Origin of the sequence: Candidatus Nitrospira allomarina, assembly GCF_032050975.1 — a bacterium.
Taxonomy (GTDB): Bacteria; Nitrospirota; Nitrospiria; order Nitrospirales; family UBA8639; genus Nitrospira_E; species Nitrospira_E allomarina.
Window position 1 is genome coordinate 2522700 of record NZ_CP116967.1, and the last position, 24636, is coordinate 2547335.

The window sequence follows — 24636 nt, forward strand, 5'->3', positions numbered from 1 at the left end:
TGACGGGAGAGGCCCATGGGAACAACAAGCACAGAATGGATTGCTCCGGTTGATGTAGAACGGAAAGATCATGATCAGGTGTCAGCGGTCATTTCTGCCCGTCCGGGTGTGACGGTGCCAAAAGGAGTTTCAATTTGAAGTTCGGGCCATCCATCCGTCGTTAAACGGAAACGTGGAGAATGTCCTGGGGGGAAGCATTCCAGCAAACCCCGGAGATCGGTGGATGGGTATTTAACAAATTCGTAACATTGGCGTTACATAGAAGAAACTTGTTGGACCTACACTATTTATTCACATGAGGAGGCATGATTGATGAAACACAGTCAGAAACGAAAGCAAATGTGGTTGTTGGGCTTGGTGATAGGGCTGTTCATGGGCTGGACCTGGACCGCGATGCCTGGGGCCTCCACTGTTTGGGCCAAAGATGGGATGGAAGATCCCAATTGGATGAATTATGCCAGGGTGAGTGGCGTATCCGGAACCCTCAATAGCATTGGCTCGGATACCCTGAATAATCTTATGACGCTATGGGCTGAAGGATTCCGGAGGCAATACCCGAATGTCAAAATTCAAATTGAGGGAAAAGGATCAAGTACCGCTCCCCCTGCTCTCATTGAAGGAACAGCTCAATTGGGGCCGATGTCTCGTAAAATGAAGGGGAAAGAAATCGATGCTTTTGAGTCAAAGTTCGGTTATAAACCTACCGCCTTTCCGGTTGCGATAGATGCGTTGGCGGTCTATGTCAATAAGGATAATCCCATTCAAGGGATGACGATTGAGCAAGTCGACGCGGTATTTTCCACGACCCGGCAGCACGGATATAAGGAAAGCCTCTCCAGTTGGGGACAATTGGGATTAACCGGAATGTTCGCCAATATGCCGATTAGTATCTATGGCCGGAATTCGGCGTCGGGGACCTATGGGTTTTTCAAAGAAGTGGTGCTGGAAAACGGTGATTATAAAGATGAAGTGAAGGAACAGCCCGGTTCGGCTTCTGTCGTGCAAGGAGTGACTGAAGATCAGGCAGGGATCGGATATAGCGGTATTGGATATCGAACCTCGAGTGTCCATGCGCTTCCTCTTTCCATGAAAACAGGGCAACCCTTTGTGGAGCCCACGTACGAAAATGCCATCAAGGGGAAGTACCCCTTGTCACGGTATTTGTTTGTGTATGTGAACAAAGCTCCCAATCAACCGTTGTCGCCGATTGTTCGAGAATTTTTGAAATATGTGTATAGCCGTGAAGGACAGAAGGTCGTCATTAAAGATGGCTATTTCCCCATCCCGGAAAAGATTATTGGGAAACAGTCAGAGCACCTCAAGTAGAAATATCTTAAGGAACATCTGGACCGCCTCCATGAGAAACCTCTTGGAGAGCGGTTGGGTGTTCTAAAATCATTTTAGCCCTGTTTCTCATTGCCCTCACACCTGATGCCACCCGTATCTTCCTCCTCTTCATCTTTAGAATCTAATAGGCAATCATTGGCTGACGTTTCCCGTCCTGGCACTCGAAGGCGGATCCGTCACCTGTTTGATCGTGTGGCCAAATATATTGTCGGGGCGGGAGGCCTGGCGACGATTATCAGTATCCTTGGGATTTTTGTGTATCTGGTGTGGGAAGTCATTCCTTTGTTTCAACCCGCTACCGTTTCTCCCGAACTGACTCTGCCTGTAGCAATTCCCGAGACTCAAGTTTCCGAACGGACTCCCATGATGGTGGGAATTGATGAATACCGTGAAGTTCCGTTTATTTTTGAAGGAAAACAGCTCAAATTTCTTTCTTTACCCCATGGCACGCCAATACCGGAGGCGGGAGGGGGATTGTCGATCGAGGGTGAGCCGACGTCTGTGGTGCGTGTCGGGTTAAAAGGCCATACCCTTAGCGTCGGGACCGATCGGGGACTCGTCTATCTGGTCAAAATACTGTATCGCTCGGATTTCCAAGGGGACCAACGGACCATTCTCCCGAGTGTGAAGGTTAACGATCCTGTGCGGGTGGTTCCTGACGGAAGGGGAATAATCCTCCATGCGCATGTCACTCGAGGAGATGAATTGCAAACCGTCGTGGCTCTCACCGGAAGCGGGGAGCTTTGGGTGACCAGGATTGAAGAACCAGGGGATTTTTCCTTTTCGGATGACGTCGTTGTCACAACCAATCGGTTGGTCCTTCCCCCGAAGGCGCATCTGAGGACTTTGGCCCTGGATAGTGTGGGAAAACGATTGGTGGCCGGGACGAACGATGGACATCTCCTCGCATGGGAATGGGAACGGCAGGGATTTGATGCGCTGCCTCAATCCGTGCCTGTAGGTGCTGCCGAGGATGGGGTGACTGCTCTCTCATATGTATTAGGTGAAAGAACGTTGGTGGTTGGCACCACCTCTGGAAGCGTGAGTACATGGGCGTTCTCAGCCGATCAGTCCGGGCCGTTCGGAAAAATCTTGAGAAAAGTTCATACCTTCACTCCTCATACCCGGTCGGTGACAAGTCTCTCCGTGTCCCAACGTGATAAAGGATTTCTCACTGCCGATGAGCAGGGAACCGTGTTGCTGCATTATTCCACGACTGGCGAAACGATTTTAGAAATCCCTGGTAGGGGCAAAGCCATCGAATCTCTGCGCTATGCTCCCAAGGCCGATGGCGCGGTGTGGGTGGAGGAAGGTGGCACGCTTCAGACCTATGCTATTGATAATCCCCATCCGGAGGTGACGTTCAAATCCTTATTTTTTCCGGTGACCTATGAAGGGTATGATCGTCCGGAGATGATTTGGCAATCCTCCAGTGGGTCGGATGAGTTTGAGCCGAAATTAGGACTCATCCCACTCATGTTTGGGACGTTGAAGGGGACGTTATATGCCATGGTGTTGGCCATACCTCTTGCGGTTATGGGAGCCATTTATACGGGGATGTTCATGCACCCTCATCTTCGAGCTGTGGTGAAGCCGTCACTGGAATTAATGGCGGCTCTACCGTCCGTGGTACTGGGCTTTCTCGCGGGCCTCTGGTTTGCTCCTCTCTTAGAAAGGATTTTCCCTGCGGTTGTGGCCATTGTGGGATTGCTGCCTCTGGTGATTGCCGTCTGTTGTCTGGCGTGGCAATTTCTTCCTATTCGGATAAAGCGTTTTGAGGCGTATGGCCTTGACCTGGTGGTCATGATGGTTGCCATCGTTCTTACGGTGAGTGCCTGTTTGATGGCCAATCAGTCGATTGAGGGCTGGTTGTTTGGAGGAAACTTCAAACAATGGTTAATACAAAATTTGGGGTTAACGTATGATCAGCGTAATGCCATTGTCATTAGTTTTGCCATGGGCTTTGCGGTGATTCCGATAATTTTCAGCATAGCTGAAGATGCCATTGCCAATGTGCCGAGGCAACTTGTCGCCGGATCTCTGGCCTTGGGTGCGACGCGTTGGCAGACCTTGACCCGGTTAGTCCTTATTTCGGCCAGTCCGGGAATCTTCTCGGCATTGATGATCGGATTTGGGCGTGCGATAGGCGAAACAATGATTGTACTGATGGCCACCGGAAATACCCCGATTATGGATTGGAGTATGTTCAATGGATTTCGTACGCTATCGGCCAACATTGCAGTGGAAATGCCTGAAGCTCCTCATGGCGGGACCCTGTATCGTGTGTTGTTCCTGTCCGGTCTGATTTTGTTTGGCTTCACCTTTACGATTAATACAATTGCCGAAATCGTCCGGCAACGGCTCCGCCAAAAATATTCTCAGTTTTAAGTCGAACAGCCATGAAATTTTTTCAACGGTTTTTTTCATCCGGCACATTATTTATCTGGTTGGCAGGTGGTGCCTTAGCCTGTTCTCTGCTCCTGATCGGCGGCCTCCTGGCGCTTATTTTCATTAATGGTATGGGGTATTTTTGGCCGAAGGATCTTGTGCAGCTGACGCTCAAGGATAACACCCGGGTGCTTGGGGAAATCGTGGATTCCCAACGCATTCCGGAAACGGTCACTGCGGATTTTCCCGATGGGCAGTCCCGCATCCAACTGAAAGTGGGCAACCGGGATGTGTACGGACTGGATTTCCGGTGGGTTGATGAAGCCGACATTGCCCAGCGGAACCGGCCTCAGGATGTCATCGCATTTGAACGACGGGAGTGGGGGAATTTTTATGGCTGGGTCACGGCGGTGTGGGATGGGGAGACGCGTCTGGCTCAGGGCCAGGATATCGGGTGGGACGTCTGGTATCCCTTCCTGAAGCAGGCCGAAGTGCTTCACCAGGAAATTCATCATATTGAACACGATGTGATTGGCGCCATAAACGCTGACATGGAGCGGGCCCGCCTGAATCTGAAGGTTTTGGAATCAAAAGGGGAAATTTCTCAGGATTCAGCCGACATTCTTCAACGGGAGATTCAACAACGGGAAGCGGCATATCAGGAGCAGATTGAACGATTGGTAGGATTGTATGAGCGATTGAACCGGTATCGTGTCACCCTCCTTGATGTCACAGGCGAAGAAAAAACATTTCCGGTTGGCGGCATTGTAAAGGCGTGGCGTCCGAACGCCATGACTGTGTCGGACAAAATTCTGATGTATGTGGAAAACTTCTGGAACGTGTTATCCGAAGAGCCACGGGAAGCCAATACCGAAGGTGGGATCTTCCCTGCGATTTTTGGTACGGTCATGATGGTCTTGGTGATGAGTGTGGTGGTGGTGCCGTTCGGCGTCCTGGCGGCCGTGTATTTAAAGGAATATGCCAAACAAGGCCCATTGACCCGAATGATTCGGATTGCGGTGAATAATCTTGCGGGGGTTCCGTCAATTGTCTTTGGAGTATTCGGTCTGGGGTTCTTTGTGTATGCGGTGGGAGGAACCATTGATCAATTATTTTTTTCGGCCTCCTTGCCGAACCCGACGTTTGGAACCGGGGGAATGTTATGGGCTTCACTTACCTTAGCCCTCATGACTGTTCCAGTTGTGATTGTTGCGACGGAAGAGGGATTATCGGCAGTTCCCAGGGAGTACCGGGAAGGGTCGTTGGGGTTGGGGGCGACAAAATTTGAATCCCTCATGCGGGTTGTCCTGCCGTGTGCCATGCCGGGGATTTTAACCGGGTTGATTCTCGCGGTGTCCCGGGCTACGGGGGAAGTGGCGCCACTCATGTTAACCGGCGTCGTCAAACTTGCTCCGGCCCTGCCGGTTGATAGCCAGTTTCCTTTTCTGCATCTTGATCGGAAATTTATGCATTTGGGCTTTCATATCTATGATGTGGGATTTCAATCCCCTAACGTGGAGGCGGCAAAGCCTATGGTCTACGTCACGACCCTGGTCCTGGTTCTGGTCGTGCTTCTTTTGAACATGACCGCAATTGCGCTTCGCACTCGGATGCGGAAGCGCTATGCTGGTGCTTCGGTCTAAATGAGGTACAATTATGGAAATCGAGCAGAATTTTCTGGAACAATCTATGCCTTTGGTCAAAACCTCCGGGGCAAATCCTTTGAGGCTGGTGGTTGAAACGAGGCAGACGGACCCCATGAAGAAGGCTTTTGTAGAATCCGATACGGCTCAACATTCACCAACGGTTGTGCCTGCGAAAATCGTCATTCAGGATATGAATTTTTACTATGGAACCGTTCAGGCTCTCAAATGTGTGAATATGACCATTCCCGCCAATAAGGTGACGGCATTTATCGGACCTTCAGGTTGTGGAAAATCGACGCTCTTGCGCTGTCTCAACCGACTCAACGATTTGGTCGATGGTGCCAGGGTCGAAGGCACAATTCTCCTGGATGAGGAAAATATTTATCGACCTGAAGTCGATGCGACCGATCTTCGAACACGGGTGGGTATGGTGTTTCAGAAGATTAACCCGTTTCCGAAGACAGTCTGGCAGAATGTGGCCTATGGTCCCCAATTGCAGAAGATCCGCAAACGTGCCATCCTTGACGGAATCGTTGAAACAAGTCTTCAGGGAGCAGGATTGTGGGATGAGGTCAAAGATCGGTTACATGCCAGCGCCTTGGGTTTGTCGGGAGGTCAACAGCAACGACTCTGTATTGCGAGGGCACTTGCGGTGAATCCAGAAGTGTTGTTGATGGATGAACCGTGTTCCGCTCTGGATCCGATCTCCACCGGGAGGATTGAAGAACTTCTTCATACGTTGAAAGAACGGCTTACAGTCGTCATTGTGACACATAACATGCAACAGGCTGCCCGAGTCTCTGATTTGACGGGATTTTTCCTGTTAGGGGAATTAATCGAATTCGATGACACCAAGAAAATTTTCACCAATCCAGGCGATTCCCGAACGGAAGATTATGTGACGGGGCGGTTCGGCTGATTTCTGGTAGACCAGAATAAAGGATCACGATGAAACGACATTTTGATGATTCGTTAGCGGATCTCAGACAGAGAATTTTGCGCATGGGAGCGCTCGTTGAGGGCCAAATTCGTCAAGCCCTTACCGCACTTGTGGACCGTGATGATGTCGTGGCCAATCAGGTCATTCAGAATGATCGTCAGGTGAATACGATGGATGTGGTCATCGACGAACTTTGCCTCGAATTGTTGGCGCTCCACCAACCTGCGGCGAAGGACCTTCGGTTTGTCACGACCGCCATGAAAATTTCCACAGAATTAGAGCGTATGAGCGACTTGGCCGAAAATATCTGTGAGCGTGCCATCGAACTGCATGCCGAACCTCAATTGAAGCCGTACATCGATATTCCGCTCATGGCTGAGCGTGCCATTAAAATGGTGGGAGAAGCCCTTGATGCGTTTGTGCGAGGGGATTCGGTACTTGCCAGACAGGTCCTCAACGAGGATGACTATGTGGATGAACTGAATGAACAAATATTTCGCGAACTATTGTCTTTTATGATGGAAAATCCCCAAACAATTTCGCGTGCCATCCGGTTATCATTTATCTCCAAATACATTGAGCGGATCGCCGATCATGCGACAAATGTGGCGGAACTGGTTGTGTATATGGTTGAAGGGAAAATTATCCGTCATATGAATCCAACCTGACTCTGTTTTCCTGCCTGCTGTTTTCTCCTCCCCATTTTCTCTTGTTGGTGTGTTCTCCCTCAAGCTTCCTAGCGTCTGTCACAAAAAATTTACCTGTCTGTGACAGGAGTGTCATTTCCCAAACGTATAGTGTGGGTATGAATGATCCTCAATATACACAACCACTTGCGGAAGGAGAATGGTATGCAAAAATGGATTGACACCCGCGGAGGTTCCTCACCGTATTCCCAAGGTCAGGTTACTCCGTTACGTTTACAGGGCCCTGGTTCGCTGTGGTCCTTGGTCCTGGCAGGTGGACATGGGGAACGCCTTCGGGAATATACCGAACAGCGTTTCGGTGCCTATCGACCAAAGCAATATTGTGCGTTTATGGGAAAACGTTCGATGATTCAACATACCTGGAGGCGGGCGAAAGCCCTTTGTCTTCCTCATCAGGTTGTAACGGTGATGGACCAATCACACTGGGGTTATGTACGGACACAATTGATCCAGGAATCCCTTGGACGGGTGGTCTGGCAACCTGATAACCGAGGAACCGGACCCGGTGTGTTTCTGCCCCTCTCCTATATTCGAACGCATGATCCTCATGCCACGGTGGTTCTATGGCCTTCTGATCATTTCATTTTCCCCGTTGAGCCGATGATTCAAGTGGTTCATGATGCGGTGGCCTTTGTCCAGGAGCACCCGCACCGTATGGTGCTGTTGACTGTTCCTCCTCAATCGCGAGACCAGGACTATGGGTGGGTGATTCCAGGTGCTCGTGTCTCGCATCCGGGAGGGGTTCAGGTCAGGGAAGTGCGAAGATTTGTGGAAAAACCAGATGGATCCCAGCTAGAGGACATTGCCTTGAGTGGAGGGCAATGGAATACGTTGGTGTTGATTGCCAACGTTCAAACTTTATGGGAAGCTGGACGTCAGTGTATTCCGGAGGTTGTGATGCCTCTTGAAGACCATGCGGGTGGGATTGGGACCTCAAGCGAACATCAACGTTTACTGCATCTCTATCGAACGATGCCCACGAGAAATTTCTCGAGCGATCTCTTATCGCTGATTCCTCAGCAATTACATATGATGGATTTGACCGAGGTCTATTGGAGTGATTGGGGAAGGCCAGAGCGCATTCAGGAAACTATCGCGTGTATGAGGCGCCGTGAACTCTGTGGAGTTGCTAATGAGGCGGTTGGCCGGGTTTGGACGAAGTCCCGTCAAAACGAGACGGTTCAGGAGGAATGCACCGTTGTTATGGGCTAGAGCATCTGATGATTCAATGAGATGTATGTGTCGGCTGGATGGCTGACCATGAAGCTCACGTTCGATAGATATTCTGATGAGCCGGATTTTAGGATAAAGGGCCAGCAAGAGGGATGTCCGCTGATGGAGTTGGAAGCAGCGTTTCTTTCGGAAAACTGGTTTTTAGTGCCTAACAAATCCACCGGCTAATTTTGGCAGAGGCGCTGAGATGTGTTGGCATCGTTGAAAAAAGCATCCGACTGGTCATTCACCATCTTCAGAAGGAAAGCGGCTTGGTGTACTTTCCTTTCCAGTTTGCAATAAACCAATCTTGAGCATGAAATGGTGCTTCATGCTCCAAAGGCTTGACGCGAGTATAGGTTCCATCGGGTTGGAGTTGTCGCGTGTGCATGTTATCTTTCAGGTAGGGACGCAAAACGGTTTCAACAATGAAGGCTCGGAGTGTGGGACTCTCAATCGGAAACAAAATTTCAACCCGACGGTCCATATTGCGAGGCATGAGATCCGCACTTCCCAGAAATAATTCATCCTGCCCTCCGTTACCAAAATAATAACAGCGGGAATGCTCGAGGAATCGTCCGACGAGAGACGTGACCGTAATGGTTTGGCTGAGCCCAGGAACCCCAGGGCGGAGCCCGCACATTCCACGGACCATGAGTTCAATCTTGACTCCTGCTTGAGAGGCTCGATACAAGGCCTGAATTGAGGCTTTGTCGACGAGAGAATTTACCTTGAATGCCAGGTAGCCGTCTCCATGTTGTTGTTGGCGGGATATTTCCCGATTGATTCGCTCGATGATATTCGTTCGAATTCCGACCGGCGCAATCAAAAGTTTCGCGTAGGAGTCTTTTTTTGAATACCCGGTCAAGGCATTGAACAGATCGGTGACATCTTCGCCGAATACCGGATGACAGGTAAATAAACTGAAATCTGTATAGAATTTGCTGGTGATGGGATTGTAATTGCCGGTTCCGAGATGCAGATAGCGACGAATGCCATCTGATTCACGACGAACGACCATGCAGACCTTGGCATGTGTTTTCAGGCCCAGGACACCATACACCACATGGACGCCTTCATCTTCTAGTTTTCTTGCCCATTCAATATTATTTTCCTCATCGAACCGGGCTTTGAGTTCCAAGAGTACGGCAACCTGCTTGTCATTTTGGCGGGCTTCCATGAGGGCGTCTACCACAGGGGAGTTGATGCCTACTCGATAGAGTGTCTGCTTAATGGCTAACACCTTCGGATCCAGAGCGGCTTGTCGAATGAAATCCACGACGGGTGAGAAGCTGTCGTATGGGTGATGAAGGAAGATGTCTTCCCGTTTGATGAGTGAAAATAATGACTCCTTGGAGGTGGGGTCGTGCAGAATATTGGGGAAATGGGGTGAAAATTTCAGATCCGGTCGGTCAATGGCTGTGAGTTCAAGGAGATTCGATAGGCCGAGACGGAAGTCATAGGTGTAAACCTGATAGGGCGCTAAACTCAGATTTCTGACCAGGATATCTTTAATGGAATCGGGCATATGCCGGTCCAGTTCCAATCGCACCACCGAACCGAATTGGCGTAAATCAATTTGTTCCTCAATGGCAGCCAGCAGATCGCCGGCTTCATCTTCCTCAATTTCAAAATCCGCATCCCTGGTAATGCGAAAATAATAGGAGGCCTGAATTGTCAAACCCGGAAACAATAAGTCCAGATTGGCGGCGATGATGTCCTCCAGCCACACAAAGTTGGTGCTTTCCGCTCCGGTGGCTAACCCCATTTGTTCATCGTCTGATACCTGCGATTCGTCTGGAATTCTGATTAATCTTGGAAACAACGACGGAACCTTAATGCGTGCAAAACATTCCCCACGCTCGGGGTCGTTCGCCACGACGGCCAGGTTGACCGTGAGGTTGGAGATATGGGGGAAAGGGTGGCTGGGGTCAAAGGCCAAAGGCGTCAACGCGGGAAAAATTTCTTTTCGAAAATATCGGCGGAGAAGGGATCGTTGTTTGGGTTTGAGGTCTTGATAGGCCAGAATGCAAATATGTGCTTGCGCCAGACGCGTCAGAAGGTCATCCTGCCAACATTGGGTGACACGGGAAAAACTGCGGAGAAGGGCGTCCCGGATTTGGCCCAATTGATCGGACGGACTCATCCCATCCAGAGCGGCTTCCAGAACGCCGCTGGACAATTGCTCGCGTAATCCTGAAATTCGGATCATGAAAAATTCATCAAGATTATTGAAGAATATGGAAAGGAATTTAATTCGTTCCAGTAATGGATGGCTCGGATCTTCTGCCTCTTCCAGTACCCGTTTATTGAACTCCAGCCAGCTCAGTTCCCGGTTCAGGTACAGCTTGGGGTCATCAAGATTATCGATAACCTCAGATTGATTGGGTGCCTTCGGTTTTATCTGATGAGTCATGACCTAATCTCCTATTATGCCTGTTATGGATGAAGAGTCATTCTACCTCATTGAGGTTATACAGGCCCATCATCAGTCCAATAAAACGGGTCAATGTCGACATAAACGGGGCAAGGAGGATTTGTGGCATAAGGCTTTATAGCTTTTTCCCATGTTTTTGAAGCTTTTGCCACTGTTTCGGGAGTTGTTGATACACTTGGGATTGCTGGTTTCGTAACCGTTCGATCATCAGTCCAATGACATAGGCTATGCCCGTTGACCGGGAGTATTGCTTGATGGCGAGGAGCCGTTGCTCAGCAACTAACGCATCCTGATGGTGTCCCAGAAGATCCTGCGTGTGTTGCGCTTGTTTAAGAAACTGTTTGGCACGCTTGCCAAGCAAGGGCTCGGCCAGTTCAATGGCATATCGCGCCCGTTTTAAGAGTATTCGAGTGCGATGCAGATCAGTTTTCGGGAACAAGCTGTTTGAGGCATCCACAAAATCCTGAACTTTGTGAAAGGCGTTTTCCGCTAATTCCGTAATCGTCAGTGGAGACGACTGAAATGGAAAACGGGGTAATGAGTCCTCAAAATGATTCAGGAGATTGAGATACCGGTCACTACGCAATCCCTCCAGAAGTTTGGCACGGGCCATAGACCTCTGATCTTCAAAAATCTTGAGAATCGATTGAAATGCACGCGTTTCTTGTATGGAGAGGTCATGGAAATTTTGACGAAATGATTCCAAAAGGACATCCCCATCTCTCACTTCGCCCAACAAAGAACCAACCCATCCCAGCTCCTGGCGGACATGCTCTGTCCATTCGGGTGCGAGAAAAGTACGCATGGCTCGAATGATGGCTCTCATGCGGCGGATCGCGACTCGCATGCGATGGAGTGCTTCGCTATCCCGACCCAAGCGGGTGCCGGGATCATGTTGCAACATCTGAAGGAACTGGGAGTGAAGCCTTTCTCGAATATGTTCTGTCGGTGGTGCTGAAGCATCACTGAGTTTGAGGGCAAGCGGATAGGGAAGTTGTAGTGCTTGAAAAATCTTGGGTTGTAATGGTTTCTCCTCTGCCCCGGCATACAGCAAGATCTTCCTGATAGGCTTGAGTTGAGCGGCTGTGCTTTCCTGGAGTTCGATCTCGACTTCCTGGAATGAATGCACAGTTTTTTGGTCTCTGATGAGGGCGACGGAGTCCTGAACGACTTCAACGATGACCTGGCTGTCCTTCCGAATGCGTACCCCTTTTCTCTTTGTCCGGAGTTTTCCGAGTTGAATGGCCTCCTGTTTTCTAAAAAAAGCCGTTAATAAGTCCTGAAATTCCCAGGGAATGCTGCGACTGCTGGAATCAATGGTCAACTCCACTCGAACGGCACCGCTGGGTATCTTTAATTGCCACACCCCATGGGCTTGTTCCACTCGTTTTCGGAGTGTCAGACCCAATTGACCGAGTCGATGGTGCTCGCTGTCAAAATAGGTGGAGGTAAATACGCGTGGCGGGATCGGCTCCCCCATGTCGGGAGGGATTTGGAAGCGGGGGGGAATCCGAAACTTAATTTCGTTTTCAATCGCCTGGTGAATCTTCCATGCCATAACAACTCATCCTGCAATATTCAGTGTGCTGTGGGCCGTTTGAATCACATCTTCCCGGGATCCGTCTCATTTTACCTGAATGAATCGCAAGAAAGTGTGAAATTCCCGCGCAAATTCTTGTCTTTTCAAGATAAATGTCTTGTTGTTTCCTGCAGGGCTTTTACGGCCACCTTCATGCTCCGGTAATCCCAGGGAGCATTACTTGAGCTCACCTGATTTAAAGAAACGGGTATCTCTTTCCTGCACGCTCTGTTGCACGTGATGGGTAATTGAGTCTGCATATGACTGTCAGAAAACGCATTGTGATCCAGAATTCGAGAGAAACTGTGTCACCAAAAAATGAATTTCGATATACTACCAGGGGAAAAGTGGGGTTCAAAACACGCAGGAGAATAATGATGTATAAAGGATTGCCTAATAATCAACTGACTCAACTGTTGCAAACAGCTGTCCAGGCGGCCCACGTTGCGGCTGTTCCGATTCGAGCCTATTTTGAAAAGCAGGATTTCCGTATTAGAGAAAAAAGCGATGGTTCACCGGTGACTCAAGCCGATCAAGAGGGGGAAGCACTCATCCGCAGTCACTTGCTTTCCAACGCCGCAATCGGGCCTCTCGATATTCTTGGTGAAGAAGAAGGGTTACAGGGAACGGGAACAAGATGGCAATGGGTCGTGGATCCTATCGATGGAACACGATCCTTTATCCATGGGATCCCGTTATTCGGTACCATTATCGCCTTGGTTGACGCTCGGGAACAATTTCCTGTTCTCGGAGTGATTCACCTACCCATGCTCGGTCTCACCTATGCCGCGGCCAGGGGACAAGGGATCACTCGACAAGGAAAAGCCTTACACCTTCCTGAAGATCTTCCCATTGAAAAGGCCATTATCGGAGTGGGCGATTTCGCTCAGTTTTCCAGTGTTAATAGGGAGGCGGATTATCATCAGCTGTTAAGGATGTCCGGATATGTGCGAGGGTATACCGATTGCTTTGGCCATAGCCTGGTGATCAGTGGAGCCCTTGGCGCAATGGTGGATCCAGCTTTGAACCCGTGGGATATCCTGGCTACTCAAGTATTAATTGAGGAGGCAGGAGGGACGGCAATCCTTCGTCCCTCAAAGGTATCCGGAAAGGTTGATGCCATATTTGGGAACCGTTTGCTCGTCCAACATCTTACTCGAGAACTCTCCTTTTAATATTTTCGGGGTTATAGCGATGGCAGATCTCTGTATCGCCAGGATCTCTTGAACCGCGTCTGGTGAACGCAGATCTCTGTCGAAGTTCGGACTGTAGGCTCTCATATAGTAGCGAAAACTTCAGCGGTTGGGCGATCACGGCCCCACTATTGAAACTGTCTGGGGTGTGGGGTATCGTATACATATCATTCATGATGGTTCTGTCCCTTCCTGAAGATTTCCTTCTTGCAACATCTGATACGGGTATTGACCACGGAATCTCTGTGGGCATGAACGGGTAAAACCGAATCTATTTTTTGAAGGAGTTCAGCTACATGAAAAGGCTCGCGGTTATTGATATTGGAACTAATTCCATTCACATGGTTCTAGCCGAAATTGGAAAAGGATTTTCTTACAAGATTGTCGATCGTATAAAGGATATGGCCAGATTAGGTGATGGAACCTTTACGTCTCAGCGGTTGTCTCCAGAGGCCATGGACCGTGGGTTGACCGTCCTAAAACGGTTTTCCATGCTGGCAAAGAATAAAGGATTTGATCCTATTTTACCCATTGCCACCAGTGCGGTCCGGGAGGCAAAAAATGGAGGGGATTTTTTAAAGCTCGTACGCAAAGAGCTTGGCCTTCGGGTGCGGGTCATCACCGGGGAGGAAGAGGCTCGCCTCATCTATTTAGGCGTCAGGAATAGTATGGATCTCGACCATTTTCCCGCCATGATTGTGGATATCGGGGGCGGATCCGTGGAATTGATGGCTTGTACGCAAAGGCGCTTAAAATTTGTGAGAAGCCTCAAGCTAGGTGCGATCAGGTTGAAGGATGAATTTCTCAAGGCAGATATTCCTGATAAAAAAATAATCCAACGTCTGGAAAATCTGGTCAGTCAAACCTTGAAGAAATCCTTACCATCAAAGAAACGTGACTCTCAATTTAATCAACTTGTGGCCACATCGGGAATGGCGGGGAACCTCGCGGAAATCATTTATTTGTCTAGGACCGGACGGCCGCTCTCTCAAATTGATATGGCCACGATTGAGTTAGATGAAGTTCGAGAAGTGGAAAGACTGCTGCGGACCAAAGATACACAGACACGATTGAATATACCCGGCCTGGACCCTAGGCGTGTAGATACGCTGTATTCCGGTGTGTTGGTGTTGCGTATACTTATGGAACGTATCGGGGTCAAGCAAGCGCGTATTAGTGATAAAGCGATTCGGGAAGGGGTCATTTATGATTTCATCCAACAACATCAGGAAGGGTTGCGGGCGGAACAAGAAATTCCCCATATTCGTCGGCGTCAGGTCTTATTGTTGGCCAGACGATACCAATATCCAAAAAACCATGCGCATCATGTGGCGAAGTTGGCATTAAGCTTGTTCGATCAGACTCAAGCGTTACATCAACTTGGCGACAGGGAACGGGAGTGGTTGGAATACGCGGCTTTACTTCACGATATTGGGCACCATATTAGAGAAAACAAACACCATAAGCACACCTACTATTTGATAACCCATGCCGATCTTCCCGGGTTTTCGTCTGAAGAGGTAGACATTATGGCCAACGTGGCGCGATATCATCGACGGGGCCAACCAACGATCAGGCATAAAGGATTTCGACTCTTAAACCGCGAACAGCGAAAAGTTGTGCCCTGTCTCAGTGCGATTTTACGAATTGCTGATGGTCTGGATCGGAGTCATTTTTCCGTGGTCAGGAAAATTTTCATTGAACCCGGGAAGCCTCTCCGCCTCCATGTATTTTTTCGCTATGACCCGGAGTTGGAATTATGGACAACGGAACGAAGGATGAAACTTTTTGAGAAAATCTTTCATTGTCGGATTGAATTGAAGCCGGCTCCCATTGCCATGAAAACTGTGGCCTAGCGGGTCACCCTATGTGTGAACCCTTCTCTGGAAATTGTTCGGGCATTTATGGGATACTTGCGCATTTTGGGGTCCCCAGCATAGGTTAAAATGTCGGGCTGCGGTTTGAGGGTGTCGACTTCTTCTTGTAGATCATGGCGGGTCACTTCATAATATCTGCTCACCAAAAAAACGAATAATCGATAGGCTAACCTGTTTTCGGCTTGGAAATTGTGATTCCTGGCCTGCAGAGTCCAAGGCGAGATTTGACCATTCTGCGCTTTCCAGTTTAAGGAGACTCCTTATGTTTAGTTTTATGCCTCGGGAAAGCGGGTTTTTTGATTTATTCGAGCAAGCATCTCAAAACGTCGTGGAAGCAGGGCAGTGCTTGAAAGTATTAATGAAGTCCTTTGATGAACCGCATACAAAAATTCAACACATCAAAAATTTGGAGCACAAGGGTGACGATCTCACTCGTGACATTGTGTATAAACTCAATAAAACGTTTATTACCCCGTTAGATCGGGAAGATATTCACGCATTGGCCAGCGCGCTCGATGATATTCTGGACGAAATTGATGCGGTGGCGGAATTGTTCATGGTGTTTAAAATTGACCATCCGACGCCCACGGCACTCAGGTTGTCCGAAATCCTTCATGATGCTGCTTTAGAAGTCGGGAAGGGGATTGATCTTCTTCGTCTTCAAAACTGGGATATGAAGGACTGTGCCATTCGAGTCCATAGCCTGGAAAACGAAGCTGATCGGGTGAGCCGAGAAGCGATCTCCCGGTTATTTGAAGAGGAAGCGGATCCCAAGACGGTGATGAAGTGGAAAGAGATCTACGAAAATTTTGAGATGGGCACCGATTCGTGTGAGGATGTGGTGAATGTCCTGGAGCGGATCGCACTCAAGCATGGATAGTGACGTGTTAGCCGAATCCTTTCTATATTTCTGATATCCTTCCCAAAAGCATTTCAGTGGCCGATTTCAGCATACTTCTCATTCTAATTATCGGCCTCGCACTTCTGTTTGATTTTTCAAATGGTTGGCATGATAGTGCCAATGCCGTAGCCACCGTCGTGTCCACTCGAGTCCTGAGCCCCGTCTTGGCTGTTCTTTTTGCCGGTATCCTGAATGTAATCGGGGCCTTTATGTCTACCGCGGTAGCCAAGATGGTAGGAAACGGAATTATCGATCCTGCCGCGATCAATGATGTGGTCATTATTTCCGCATTGGGGGGAGCTATCGTTTGGAATTTTATTACCTTACATATGGGGTTGCCTTCCAGTTCCTCCCATGCCTTGATTGGGGCCATGGTCGGTGCAGGTTTTATTCATGGTGGTGTCGAGGTGTTGCAGGGTGCCGGATTGATAAAGGTCATGGAAGCGATGGTCTCTTCTCCTTTATTGGGGTTTCTTGCGGCCTTTGTACTCATGGTTGGGTTGAGCTGGGCGTTTTTTCGGGCGTCGCGAGGAAGGGCCATGAGGTTGTTTCGACGTCTTCAATTGTTGTCAGCGGGGTTTATGGCTTTGAGTCATGGAGCCAATGATGCACAAAAAGCGATGGGAATCATTACCCTGGCTTTGCTTTCTTTCTGCCGGACATATTCCTTCTGCGGAAGTGCCCAAATGGGTTATAATCTCCTGCGCACTCTCTATGGGCCTGGGAACGGCCCTAGGAGGATGGAAGATTATTCGAACTCTGGGGATGCGAATTGCCAAGTTGGATCCTGTCCATGGGTTCGCCGCCGAAACCGGAGCCGGTGTCGTGTTGATGGTTACCGCCCATATTGGATTGCCTGTCAGCACGACTCACACGATTACTTCTTCAGTCATGGGCGTGGGGGCGGTGAATCGATTGTCGGCGGTTCGTTGGGGTGTTACCAGGAGAATTGCCTATGCGTGGGTCTTTACGCTTCCCGGTTCGGCATTCTTGGCCGTGGCTTTTTACCTCCTGCTGTCTGCATTTTTCTAGTTGTTCGGTGTTACTTTATCTTCTGTGAATCTCAAGAGTCTGTTGGCACGTCGCATCAGGAATCTGTTGTTGCTGAATTGATAGGTAACGAATTCCTGTGACTTAAATCTTGACGTTTGGGCATATCTTTTTTCTTCTTTTCTCTGTCTGTCCTTCTTTTGTAGAATCCTTGACCTGCCCGGTTTTGTGGATACAGTCCCATCGATTTCGTCTCAAGAAATTGGTTGTCTGAAGTTGCTACTACGGTCCCTCTATTTGGGAATGGTTCCTTTCGCATCGCTCCCTTTACTCTGACGTGTTCAAACGGATGAGTCGCGAGTTCCCTTTCACACAATTCGCGGCATTGTAACCATAAGGAGGAGTTATGGCCGAATCCTATCAGACAGTCTCATTGGAGGTTTCAACGGTTGGACTTGAAGAGGAAGGTTATCAAATGTATTTAGGCCAAAAGTGCCGATTGAGCGGTGTGTTGAAAGTCCAGGGGATGGCGCGAATCGATGGATTTGTTGAGGGGGAGATTTATGGGAGTGATCTGATTCAGGTGGGAAAAGATGGAAAGCTTGAAGCCACAGTTAAGGCTAAAGACATTGTCGCACAGGGTCCTCTTCGTGGGGACTTCGTCGCTCTGCAGAAGATACAGTTGCTGGCCCCAGCGACATTGGAAGGGAAAATCGATGCCCCGGTTTTTCTGCTAGAAGAAGGCGTCTTTGTCAATGGACTGGTGAAAATGGGAATGGTGCGCCCTGCGGTCTCATAATTCATTAGCCAATACATCGAGTGCCAGCCAAGGCATGGAAAGGCTATTGTTCTATTCTTCATAAGGTTGACGAGTGGTGAATATGGTGTCGTCCACAAGGCCCTTAGCGTAGCGCTCTGAGCTGCGCAGGGGCCATCCACCATTCTAAATTTCCTCGCCCTACTTCGACGTTTCCATCAAAAGAAATAAGACAACCTCCGGCCTTTTTAACCGAAAGGCCTGGGCTGTTCTTTCCAAAAATCATCAATGCGGCTGTTTGGCCAAGATGAGGTTCATGTCCGACGCACATGATGAAGGCATCCCCTGGCAATCTTTGTAAAATAGCGAAAACCAGCGTAGGGGATTGATCATAGACCAGCTCAGGGCATAGCTGAATGGTTGACTTGATCTGTAGAGCCTCCTTGGTAATCTCAGCGGTTTGTTGCGTACGGATTAATGGACTGCACAAGAGGTGTGTGGGCTTCACTCCAATCCGTTTGAGCCCTGCAGCGACCTGTTCAGTTTTGGCTATACCTTCTTTGGTCAGAGGGCGTTCCCGTTCAGAGTGGTCCCATTCATTTGGATTAACAGCAATGCCATGGCGCAATAAAAGACAATTCATATGAACATCTCCTTGTGTTGACCCATTAAAGGCGACCATGCCGGTTATCATACCTCAAAAATAACAACTCTACAGGCTCTACAAAAGTTAAAAATTGCCAAGGTGAAACTGAGGACCAGGAACCCCAATGAGGATACACAGAAAGTATTCACTTGTAATTGAAATCGCGCAACGAAGGCAACAATAGAAAGGGGCAATGCAACGTCATGGCATTTTTCCGCCAAACAGTTTGGGCGGAAAACCCACAAGCCCAGGATTTTGGCCCCATTTACCACTGCTCCGGCGACGGGGACGGTAATCTTTGATAACACTACAATTACATACATCTACATCGCGATTCTCGTGGGATATCGATATGTGGCGCGCCAAAGAAGATAAAAGAAAACAGGGGCGAGTAGGTGATAACTAGCGCAGACAGGACAACGCTAGTTTCCTGTCTGAGGTTTCAAGGCAATTTCAGCCTTTCATGAACCCGACAAAGTGAAGGTATATGATTAGGGAACCCGCGTGCGTTTTTTCAACGCCGATCAATCAAATTATGTGTCAGTGTGAGGCCAAACCAAGAATCCATGTCGAATGGCCTGACATAAGTCAACACAGCATACGTATTGCCAAAGATGATGAAGGGTCGCCTGGGTATTAAAGAGACAGACATGTGAGATAAACCTTTCATGATCAGAGGGCATCATAATCAGGGAAAGAAAGTAAACAAGCTCATAGCCCAAAGATACAGGCACCGTATGCTTTGGGGATGGTTGTTATAGGGAAGAATTTCTAACGGCGAGATGATCTAGTTTCGTCTGCTCCTTGCGCATGCGACGTGTAATAACCATCTTGACAATTAGGGAATTTGAGCTAATAGTATCGAAAATCGATATCGATAAATGATAGCAGAAGCTTATTTCCCTAACTGAAGTCTTTATGCCAACCACTAGTTACGAGCCTACCCGGCGCATGGTGCGACAATTTTTCCTGGGTTTCGTTAAAATCCATATTTTGCATCATGCCGCTGAGGAGCCCGTCTGTGGGGTTGATTTGGCTCAGGAATTGGCTAGCCACGGTTACCAGCTGAGTCCGGGCACCCTTTATCCAACATTGCACGGACTGGAAGCGGCAGGATATCTCCGATGCCAACTGGAGCTTCAATCGGGACGCCGCCGAAGAACCTATACCATTACCAGATCCGGCCGACAGGCCTTAGCTCAAGCCCGACAGCAAATACGAGAACTAACAGAAGAGGTCATGAATCGAGAAACGATTTGACGAAAGGAGACTGCTGGAAACGGCTACTCATCCATCAATCCAGTGATATGAATTAAGGGTGTACAGGAAGGATGAAAAGAGAAAGAAGTGTTCCAAACTCATCTAGGCTCATCTTGGGGGCATTCCTCACCACCTAAATGATCAATGGTCACCATAACTATAAAAAAAGGACACCTCAATGAATTTGTGGCCAACCTTCCTGGCAATCATTTTTTGTTTTCATGTGGCCATAGAGGCTTGTCATGCTCAGCAGCCTGAACAGTTGTCCACTCAACTGACCCTGCTGCAAGCCATTGAATATGCCTTGAATCATTATCCTGCGGTACGGGAATCCTTAGCTAAGCAAAAGGAAGCTCAATCCGGCATCGACTTGGCAGAGACAAACTATCTCCCACGGATGGAAATCGGCGTTCAAGGGACTCGATCGACCTTTAATAATGTTTCCGGGATGTTTTTCCCGAATTCCTTTTTTCAACCGATTTCCGGTCCTGATTTAGGACGAAGTGCCTATAGTAGTGGCTGGGGCAGTGCCGCCGGTATTCTGCTGGCATGGGAACCCTTTGACTTTGGTTTGCGGTCGGCCCAGGTGAGTACCGCCCAGACCATGGAGCGTCATTCGAAAGCCTTTATCACCCTTACCCAGCTTGAAGTGGCTTTGGCTGTCGGAGACGCCTATATCGATGTCATCATGGCCCAGGAGGCTCGCCAGGCCCTTCAAGCCAATTTGGAACGTCGGGTTGTCTTTGCTAAGACCGTCGAGGTTCTCGTCCGCAATCAATTGCGGGCGGGAGTTGATGGATCGCGTGCTCAAGCCGAGACGGCAGTTGCACGCACTCACCTATTGGAAGCAGAGCAGGTTGAACGATCACGAATGGCCACTTTGGCTCAGGCGCTCGGGATAGCTGGTGGTCAAATTTCGATCGGCGATCCGGTGCTGAAAGCCTTCCCTCAAGGATCTGTCTCGGAAAAAAAAGATCCCTCACAGCATCCCTTGGCACTAGTCCAAAAAGCCGCAGCCGATATTCCCAAAAAACGGGAAGAAGCCTTGGCGCAGGCATGGGTGCCGAAATTCAATGTGCAGAGCAGCTTTTTTGGCCGTGGGAGCGGATGGGATAATCAAGGGAATCGAGGTGGCGGAGGGGACGGGTTATTACCGGATGTGCCGAATTGGGCGGTTGGTCTGACGGCGACCTTTTCCCTGTTGGATTTTTCAAACATCCGGGCGCAAAAGCAACAGGCGCATTATCGCAATCTGGCGGAAATGGCTCGCTACGATCGCGTGATTCAAGAGCTGACGGCGCAGCAGGTGAAGGCTCGATCGCTTGTTGAGAGTACCAAGCTCATTGCCGAAAACACACCCATCCAATTTCAAGCCGCTCGCTTGACGGAAGCCCAAGCCGCTGCGCAATTTAAAGTCGGGCTAGCTACAGTCGTGGAGGTTTCTGAGGCGCAACGGCTGGTTGTTCAGGCCGCCGTGGATGATGCGCGCGCGCGCCTTGGCGTGTGGAAAGCCCTGTTGGCCTTATCCGGGGTTCAGGGCGAGCTGTCAGAAATTTTACGGCTTGCGCGCCCCTCCCCTTCTTCACCCGGCCATTAAATGAAGCTGCTTCTCTTTGCCCTTCGGCGACCTCTGACCATTATGGTGCTGGTCGCGTCCATGGCCTTATTTTCATATCTGGTGGTCAAACGGATGGCCATCGACATCTTCCCGAATCTGGGACTTCCTGCCATTTATGTCGCCCAACCCTATGGTGGCATGGATCCGGCCCAAATGGAGGCCTATTTGGTCTCGTTCTATGAATATCATTTCCTTTATATCACCGGGATTGAGCATGTCGAATCCAAGTCCATCCAGGGTGCCGCATTGATGAAGTTGTTTTTCCATCCGGATACGGATATGGACCAGGCTTTGGCGCAGACGGTCGCCTATGTGAATCGATCCCGCGCGTTTATGCCTCCCGGCACCGTGCCGCCTTTTATTTCGAGATTTGATGCCGGAAGCGTGCCGGTGGGCTATTTGGTTTTTACGAGTCAGTCTCGGAGCCTGAAAGAAATTCAAGATCTCGCCTTGTTCAGAGTGCGACCGATGTTTTCCGCGGTCCCTGGAGTGTCTGCCCCTCCGCCATTTGGAGGGACAGCTCGAACCATTGTGATTAAGGTGAATCCGGAACGGTTGCGTGCATTCGGCATGTCTCCGGAGGAAGTGGTTCAAGCCGTACGAACCGGTAATATGCTCATGCCGGCGGGAAATGTTCGCATAGGAGATTTGGCCTATTTGACCCCTGTGAATTCTGTTGTCGAAAACATTACAGAATTGGAACATCTGCCTATTCGATTGGGGTCAGGGCCCACGGTCTTTTTGAAAGACGTGGGAACCGTGGAAGATGGAGAGGACATTGTCACCAGTTATGCCATGGTGAACGGGCGACGCACGGTCTATATCCCGGTCACCAAACGGGCCGATGCCTCCACCTTGGCTGTAGTGGATCGTATTAAAGCCTCGCTCCCGACCTTTCGGGACTCCGTGCCTGACGATATTCAGATTAGTTTTGAATTCGATCAATCAACCTATGTTACCAATGCGGTCAAGGCTGTTGTCGTAGAAAGTGTGCTGGGAGCGGTTTTAACGGGATTAGTGGTGTGGCTTTTCCTCCGGAGTTGGCGGAGTTCGGTGATAGTCGTCATGACGATTCCATTTGCTCTCTTATCCGCCGTGGTGGCTTTGTGGGCAACAGGACAGACCATCAATATTATGACGTTAGGGGGCTTGGCCCTGGCAGTGGGTATTTTGGTGGATGAATCCACGGTCACGATTGAAAATGTGCACGCCCATTTGTCTCGTGGAAAGAGTCTGGGGAGGGCCGTCAAGGATTCACGTGGTGAAGTGGTGATGCCTCTTCTCCTGTCTATGCTGAGTATTTTAGCCGTGTTTCTTCCGTCCTTTTTCATGAGTGGCGTGGCCAAAGCCTTGTTTGTGCCGTTGGCATTGGCCTTGGGCTTTGCCATGGCAGCCTCTTATATTCTTTCCACGACTTTAGTGCCCGTCCTGGCTGTATGGCTATTGGGCGGCCATCCCAAGGCCGAGGGAAGAGGATGTCCGACCATGCCGGCCTGGTACATCAATGCACTGAACTGGACATTGAGCCATAAAGGGCTGATCCTCATCGGCTATATGCTGCTCAGTATGGCGACCGTGGGAGTTTTAGGTGCCAAGTTGGGATCGGATATCTTTCCGCGGGTCGATACCGGACAATTTCAATTACGAATTCTGGCTCCGGATGGAACGCGTGTCGAACGAACGGAGATGTTGACGAAGGAAATTCTAGAAACGATTAAACAGGAAATCGGCCCTGAGCAGATAAATATTAGTTTGGGGTTTGTGGGCGTTCATCCATCGAGTTATCCGGTGAATACCCTGTATATGTGGAGCAGCGGACCTCATGAAGCAGTCTTGTTGGTGGCGCTGAAACGGGGTTCCGATGTTTCCCTGGAGCAGGTGAAAGAACGATTGAGGGAACTTTTACCCAAGCGTTTTCCCGGAACGCGTTATACCTTTGAGAGCGGCGATATCGTCACGCAGGTCATGAACATGGGATCTCCAACCCCAATTGAAATCGCGATGAGCGGACCGAATATGGAGGCTAACCGGGCGTATGCGGAACGAGTGCGAGAGGAACTTTCGCATCTTTCTGCCATCCGTGATCTGCGCTTTGGACAACCCCTGGATTATCCCACCCTGGCCGTGCGCGTGGATCGGGTGCGGGCAGGCCAGCTTGGGGTGACGGCCGGTGAGGTGGCCAGGGCGGTGGTCTCGGCGACTTCCTCAACTCGTTTTGTGGAACCGATGTATTGGCGTGATCCCCAATCTGGAAGAGCCTATCAGGTGCAGGTGGAAATTCCCCAATCGGAATTTCAGTCCGTACAGGATATGCTCAATCTTCCGGTGAAGTTGGAAGGGGGGCGTGGACCCTTGCTTCGTGACGTGGCGGAGGTCGTTCCCGGAACCTCTATTGGAGAGTATGCACGGTATAACATGCAACGAATGGTCACGATTGTGGCTAATGTGACGGGAGAAGATTTAGGACGGGCAGCGGACCATATTGAGGTCGCGTTAAATCGGGTCGGCCCACCTCCGAAAGGGGTTCGGGTGGACGTTCGAGGGCAAATCGCCCCAATGAGGGAGATGTTCGTTAACCTTCAACTGGGATTAGTTCTGGCATTGCTGACGATTTTCCTGCTCTTAGCCGCAAATTTTCAATCCTGGCGAAGCGCCTTGGTAGTTTTGCTGACGACGCCTGCCGTATTGATGGGAGTCGTGCTTGCCCTGACACTTTTCGGGACCACACTGAATATTCAGTCGTTTTTGGGGGAAATTATGGCCACGGGGGTGGCTGTGGCGAATGCGATTCTTTTGGTGTCGTTTGCCGAACATCATCGGAGACAAGGACTCTCCTCGCTCGAAGCTGCTCGGGAAGGAGCATGTAGCCGGGCTCGCCCGATCCTCATGACCGGGTTGGCTATGATGGTTGGCATGTTGCCGATGGCAATGGGCATCATGGAAGGAGGGGAGCAGGTGGCCCCTCTCGGACAGGCAGTGATTGGTGGGTTGTTGTTCGCCACCGTCTCCAGTTTGCTGATCTTGCCAGCCGTGTATGCGATTTTGGAAAAGCGGGGAGGCATCCAGTCTCCTTCATTAGATCCAGATGATCCAACCAGTATCCACTATGAACCTTCGCACGTTACGGTTCCCAGTTAA

Annotated in this window: 19 protein-coding genes; 16 read left to right on the forward strand and 3 right to left on the reverse strand. The window is 49.7% G+C overall.

The genetic code is table 11. The annotated features are described in order from the left end of the window. Nucleotides 1-15 precede the first annotated feature (15 nt). From PP769_RS11180 to PP769_RS11215, 8 genes are all read left to right on the forward strand, one after another. Complete coding sequence (locus PP769_RS11180) at nt 16-138, forward strand: hypothetical protein (protein WP_312640139.1); 123 nt, start codon at nt 16-18, stop codon at nt 136-138. A gap of 174 nt (nt 139-312) precedes the next feature. After that, nucleotides 313-1326 (forward strand): PstS family phosphate ABC transporter substrate-binding protein, encoded by a 1014-nt coding sequence (locus PP769_RS11185; protein WP_312640140.1) that lies wholly within the window; start codon nt 313-315, stop codon nt 1324-1326. Nucleotides 1327-1482: 156 nt separating this feature from the next. Then, nucleotides 1483-3735: an ABC transporter permease subunit gene (locus tag PP769_RS11190; RefSeq protein ID WP_312640141.1), complete on the forward strand. Its 2253-nt coding sequence runs from the start codon at nt 1483-1485 to the stop codon at nt 3733-3735. Between the two features lie 11 nt (nt 3736-3746). Further along, nucleotides 3747-5378, forward strand: coding sequence for a phosphate ABC transporter permease PstA (gene pstA, locus PP769_RS11195; RefSeq protein WP_312640142.1), 1632 nt, complete (start codon nt 3747-3749; stop codon nt 5376-5378). Between the two features lie 115 nt (nt 5379-5493). Beyond that, a complete protein-coding gene (gene pstB, locus PP769_RS11200) occupies nt 5494-6300 on the forward strand; it encodes a phosphate ABC transporter ATP-binding protein PstB (RefSeq protein WP_376753439.1) in 807 nt (268 codons plus the stop codon). 29 nt (nt 6301-6329) lie between these two features. Further along, the gene (gene phoU, locus PP769_RS11205) at nt 6330-6989 is read left to right on the forward strand and encodes a phosphate signaling complex protein PhoU (protein ID WP_312640144.1); all 660 of its coding nucleotides are present in this window, start codon (nt 6330-6332) and stop codon (nt 6987-6989) included. A gap of 183 nt (nt 6990-7172) precedes the next feature. Further along, nucleotides 7173-8240 (forward strand): sugar phosphate nucleotidyltransferase, encoded by a 1068-nt coding sequence (locus tag PP769_RS11210; protein WP_312640145.1) that lies wholly within the window; start codon nt 7173-7175, stop codon nt 8238-8240. 48 nt (nt 8241-8288) lie between these two features. Continuing rightward, nucleotides 8289-8429 carry a hypothetical protein gene (locus tag PP769_RS11215; protein ID WP_312640146.1) on the forward strand — a complete coding sequence of 47 codons (141 nt, stop codon included), beginning with the start codon at nt 8289-8291 and terminating at the stop codon, nt 8427-8429. Between the two features lie 67 nt (nt 8430-8496). Here PP769_RS11215 and ppk1 read toward each other — a convergent pair whose 3' ends face one another. Further along, on the reverse strand, nt 8497-10656 hold the full coding sequence (gene ppk1 / locus PP769_RS11220) for a polyphosphate kinase 1 (protein WP_312640147.1): 2160 nt from the start codon (nt 10654-10656) through the stop codon (nt 8497-8499). Nucleotides 10657-10792: 136 nt separating this feature from the next. Further along, the gene (locus PP769_RS11225) at nt 10793-12235 is read right to left on the reverse strand and encodes a CYTH and CHAD domain-containing protein (protein WP_312640149.1); all 1443 of its coding nucleotides are present in this window, start codon (nt 12233-12235) and stop codon (nt 10793-10795) included. Nucleotides 12236-12630: 395 nt separating this feature from the next. Here PP769_RS11225 and PP769_RS11230 point away from each other — a divergent pair, with 395 nt between their 5' ends. The 5 genes from PP769_RS11230 (at nt 12631) to PP769_RS11250 (ending at nt 18016) form a co-directional block, all read left to right on the forward strand. Continuing rightward, on the forward strand, nt 12631-13431 hold the full coding sequence (locus tag PP769_RS11230; RefSeq protein ID WP_312640150.1) for an inositol monophosphatase family protein: 801 nt from the start codon (nt 12631-12633) through the stop codon (nt 13429-13431). Nucleotides 13432-13745: 314 nt separating this feature from the next. After that, complete coding sequence (locus PP769_RS11235; protein WP_312640151.1) at nt 13746-15305, forward strand: Ppx/GppA phosphatase family protein; 1560 nt, start codon at nt 13746-13748, stop codon at nt 15303-15305. Between the two features lie 283 nt (nt 15306-15588). Next, a complete protein-coding gene (locus PP769_RS11240) occupies nt 15589-16206 on the forward strand; it encodes a DUF47 domain-containing protein (RefSeq protein WP_312640152.1) in 618 nt (205 codons plus the stop codon). Nucleotides 16207-16262: 56 nt separating this feature from the next. Further along, nucleotides 16263-17360 (forward strand): inorganic phosphate transporter, encoded by a 1098-nt coding sequence (locus PP769_RS19845; protein ID WP_312640153.1) that lies wholly within the window; start codon nt 16263-16265, stop codon nt 17358-17360. Nucleotides 17361-17623: 263 nt separating this feature from the next. Continuing rightward, on the forward strand, nt 17624-18016 hold the full coding sequence (locus tag PP769_RS11250; protein ID WP_312640154.1) for a bactofilin family protein: 393 nt from the start codon (nt 17624-17626) through the stop codon (nt 18014-18016). Nucleotides 18017-18119: 103 nt separating this feature from the next. Here PP769_RS11250 and sixA read toward each other — a convergent pair whose 3' ends face one another. Then, nucleotides 18120-18617: a phosphohistidine phosphatase SixA gene (sixA, locus tag PP769_RS11255; protein WP_312640155.1), complete on the reverse strand. Its 498-nt coding sequence runs from the start codon at nt 18615-18617 to the stop codon at nt 18120-18122. A 921-nt stretch (nt 18618-19538) separates the two neighbouring features. Between sixA and PP769_RS11260 the strand changes: the two genes are divergently transcribed. From PP769_RS11260 to PP769_RS11270, 3 genes are all read left to right on the forward strand, one after another. Next, complete coding sequence (locus PP769_RS11260; protein ID WP_312640156.1) at nt 19539-19880, forward strand: PadR family transcriptional regulator; 342 nt, start codon at nt 19539-19541, stop codon at nt 19878-19880. A 178-nt stretch (nt 19881-20058) separates the two neighbouring features. Beyond that, a complete protein-coding gene (locus PP769_RS11265) occupies nt 20059-21477 on the forward strand; it encodes a TolC family protein (protein WP_312640157.1) in 1419 nt (472 codons plus the stop codon). After that, nucleotides 21478-24636, forward strand: coding sequence for an efflux RND transporter permease subunit (locus PP769_RS11270; protein WP_312640158.1), 3159 nt, complete (start codon nt 21478-21480; stop codon nt 24634-24636).